The following is a 3,614-nucleotide window of genomic DNA, read 5'->3' on the forward strand; positions in this document are numbered from 1 at the left end:
TGCGTATTTTTTGATCAATTCGCTATTGGCATCAATGCATATACCCCTCCATCCTTTTCTATACAAGCTGTAGGTATTTGAGAGAAATTTTGGATGATTAGCCCCTACGTCCACATAAAAACCGTTATAGGTGATCTTGGTTTTGAGCAAGGATTCAATAATCCTATCTTCTCCCGTGAATGCAAAAGAATATTTAAGACTCCTTCCCAGTACCAGCCTGTTGAGGCTGGAAAATATTATTCCCAAGGTCATGAACAAGCTGGATATTGGAAAACGGAACGTATAGAATTGACGGAAACAGACCCTGACTTCTTTCCATGCCAGTCCATAAAGGGTAAAAAAGGCCCTGCTGTATGCATTTTTATACAATAGATTTTGAAGAAACCTGTTTTGGATCACGCTGAATGAATGGTTTTATTTTTCCATTCCACAAAAGCTCCAAAGTCCTTCATATAATCCCCCTCCTCAAATTGCTCCGAACAGAGCACCAGGCAGATGGCATCTGGGGAAAAGTGCTTGACTTCTCGCCAAATCCCTTCCCTTATCAGCAAGCCCTTTTGGGGATCATCCAGAAGATAGGTTTGTGCTGCTACTCCATCATGCAAGCGGACTTCAAAACTCCCCTGTACCGCCACCATCACCTGTTGGTTGTGAATATTGGCATGGTACCCACTCTTTCTGTCTTCTGTAACCTCATACAAATAATAGACCCGCTGCACCTCAAATGGAATTTCCTGAAAGCTGTGGGCAGAAATCATCTCTCCTTTTTCAGAATTCTGGTGAAAAAAAGAAATCAGGTAACAGTCTTGAAGAGTTGTGCCCATGAATTAGGTATTGGTGGTTGGGTGGTTGGGGTATGTATTTCCCTCTTGTATTTATTCTCAGTTTGCGGATTAAAAATCCGCTATATCGCATCACGAAATTGCAAATTTCGCGAAGCACGTTCAGCCTGCTCCGAAGCATTTCGGAGGGTTCAGCTTGCCCAGAAGTATTTCGGAGGGTTCAGCGTTAACTGTTAACTGTTAACGTGTTCCTGGTTCAGCTTGCTCCGAAGCATTTCGGAGAGTTCATGCCGTTTTAGCGAAATAGAGCAGTCATTGTTGTTATCTATGTTCATCCCCTTCCATCTGTCTAATATCCAAAAGCGAAGCTTTTTATCTGTGTTTATCCTCATTTATCCGTGGTTAATATTCAAAAAGCGAAGCTTTTTATCTGCGATCATCCCGATTTTTGGGACAAGTTGTGGTTTCTTAAAAAATTAAGCTTAATACTGGTATCGATGAGTTTTTCAAACCTGAATTCTCAATCCTTCTACCCTTTGAAAATGCTTCTTATTTAAATACTGCAAGGTCTTCATCTGTCCATACGGAGACTTTTAGAAGCTTTTCTTTACTTATTTTGGATTTAATAGATTTCGGCTTTTGAAAAGTAACCCCTAGGGCCTCCAGCACTTTTTTCACCATATCTATTTTATCTGAAGGTATATTGATTGTTAATTTTTCCATTTAATTTCAATTTTGTTTAACATTCAAACCCAAATTATTCAATTAATATTCCACCATTAAATGAATAAATATCCTCTTCCCTATCTTTTAAAAAATCAAATGCAGGATCTTTTGAAATCATTTTCAGCCATTCCATCTCCTCATTTAGATCTTCTTCCATAAGGATTAAAATTTTAACATTTTTCCCTGCTTCTTTTAAATCAAGATCCAGTTTTAAGTGGCCTTTGCTATTTGTCTTTGATTTTATTTCTATTGCTTTTATTGTACTTTTTCCCATTTTTTAAAATTCTATTTACAAAAAAATTGTGATTTCATTTCCGCACCATATCTTTTTAAAGTATCCTCAAGCAGTGCATCAAGTTCTTCAATAGACAAATGGTTTTCAGGAGAATTCAATGATTGTTTTAGATCGTCATGTAATTCAGACTTTAGCTTTTCCAAATTTTGATCTTTTATACAACCAACCTTATCCTCAAGAAACTTATCCATATCCTAAATGATGTTAGGCTACATTTAACTTAACAACTTCCAGCTCAGCACCTTTTTCATAAGCTTCCTGACCCTTTTGCATTACCACCTCCGTGGTTGCTTCATCTAAATAATAATGTCCACAGTTCTGACAGACTTCTGCTGGAACATTCTTCAATAAGACAATAGTATTCCCCCGCTCCAAAGTTACAGTTACATGTCCGGGTGCTGTTTGACCATTTTTACAGATTAAACATTCCATATCTTTCATTTAAAACATAATTTACAAAAAAATACTGAATCTATTTATTCTCTGTTTGCGGATTAAAAATCCGCTTTATCGCATCACGAAATTGCAAATTTCGCGAAGCACGTTCTTCAATTGACAAATGGTTTTAAAGCTTTGATTTTTGTTTTTATTTTAAACACTGTTTAAAACATTTCCTGTCCTCGTGGGGTTTAGGGTTTATTGTTCAGCGTTCAGCTTGCTCCGAAGCATTTCGGAGGGTTCAGCATTGACGGTTAACGGTTAACAAGTTAACGGTTAACGTGTTAATGGTTAACGTGTTCGGGGTTCAGATTGCTCCGAAGCATTTCGGAAGGTTCAGCGTTGACGGTTAACTGTTAACAAGTTAACGGTTAACGGTTAACGTGTTCCGTTTTTGGAAAATAGAGCAGTCATTGTTACCATCTGTGTTTATCCTCATTTATCTGTGGTTAATATTTAAAAAGCGAAGCTTTTCAACCAATTATCCAGTTTAATTCAACTCCTACCGGAGTTGGGCGGACAGAGGACTGAAACTAGACTCAACCACCGGGTACAGACCCGGGGTAAATAACCTTCGGTATTGGACGCTTTCTGCGTCCAAATCCCCATACAAAACAATCCCCCCAAACCTTCAAAGCTCCAACCAGACAACTTGACAACCATGACAACCCGACAACCTAGAATACATTGGCCGTCCCTACAGGACGGATGGGAATGGTTGTCGCTTTCATGCTAACAATGGGTTGTGCCTCTGGCACAATTCGTACCCCCATACAAAACCAACCTCCACAAACCTTCCAAGCTCCAACCAGACAACCATGACAACCCGACAACCTCCATTTCATTCACTCTTCATCCCTTTCCCCTCCTCACTCTCCACTCATCACTCATCACTCCTCACTCTTCACTCTCCACTCTCCACTCCTCACTCATCACTCCACATGGCGATAGACCTCTCCTACCGTCCCCGCCTGAACGGAACGGGCAGGGAGGTGACAAGGATAAGCCTTGTTCTCTTTTTACCCTTCTGAGATATTCATCCCTTTTTCTCTGTGAACCTCTGTGCCTCCTCAAACCTTCAAAGCTCCAACCAGACAACTTGACAACCATGACAACCCGACAACCTAGAATACATTGGCCGTCCCTACAGGACGGATGGGAATGGTTGTCGCTTTCATGCTAACAATGGGTTGTGCCTCTGGCACAATTCGTACCCCCATACAAAACCAACCTCCACAAACCTTCCACGCTCCAACCATTCATCACTCCTAATTCTACATTCTCCATTTCCAGCCCTACAAACTGGCCCCTTACTACCCCGATAGCTATCAGGGGCAGCCAAAGGGCTGATTTCTTAACGCCTGCCTGGCGGA

General features: G+C 40.5%; 6 protein-coding genes and 1 pseudogene. All 7 read right to left on the bottom strand.

Features of this window, described 5'->3' with window-relative positions; all coding sequences use genetic code 11:
- Positions 1–399: pseudogene (locus B879_RS20385) on the bottom strand (hypothetical protein); the annotation flags it as partial.
- A complete protein-coding gene (locus B879_RS20390) occupies positions 396–824 on the bottom strand; it encodes a sugar 3,4-ketoisomerase (protein WP_083847970.1) in 429 nt (142 codons plus the stop codon). The gene B879_RS20390 and the pseudogene B879_RS20385, both read right to left, overlap by 4 nt.
- Before the next feature lie 507 nt (positions 825–1,331).
- Positions 1,332–1,505 (bottom strand): hypothetical protein, encoded by a 174-nt coding sequence (locus B879_RS22730; RefSeq protein WP_009187125.1) that lies wholly within the window; start codon positions 1,503–1,505, stop codon positions 1,332–1,334.
- 34 nt (positions 1,506–1,539) lie between these two features.
- A complete protein-coding gene (locus B879_RS20395; RefSeq protein WP_009187126.1) occupies positions 1,540–1,782 on the bottom strand; it encodes a hypothetical protein in 243 nt (80 codons plus the stop codon).
- A gap of 11 nt (positions 1,783–1,793) precedes the next feature.
- Positions 1,794–1,994, bottom strand: coding sequence for a hypothetical protein (locus tag B879_RS20400; RefSeq protein ID WP_009187127.1), 201 nt, complete (start codon positions 1,992–1,994; stop codon positions 1,794–1,796).
- Positions 1,995–2,007: 13 nt separating this feature from the next.
- Positions 2,008–2,235, bottom strand: coding sequence for a type II toxin-antitoxin system MqsA family antitoxin (locus tag B879_RS20405; RefSeq protein ID WP_040401442.1), 228 nt, complete (start codon positions 2,233–2,235; stop codon positions 2,008–2,010).
- A gap of 1,185 nt (positions 2,236–3,420) precedes the next feature.
- The coding region (locus B879_RS20410) for a hypothetical protein (protein ID WP_040401437.1) at positions 3,421–3,614 on the bottom strand (194 nt) is incomplete at its 5' end.

Source organism: Cecembia lonarensis LW9 (genome assembly GCF_000298295.1).
Classification (GTDB): domain Bacteria; phylum Bacteroidota; class Bacteroidia; order Cytophagales; family Cyclobacteriaceae; genus Cecembia; species Cecembia lonarensis.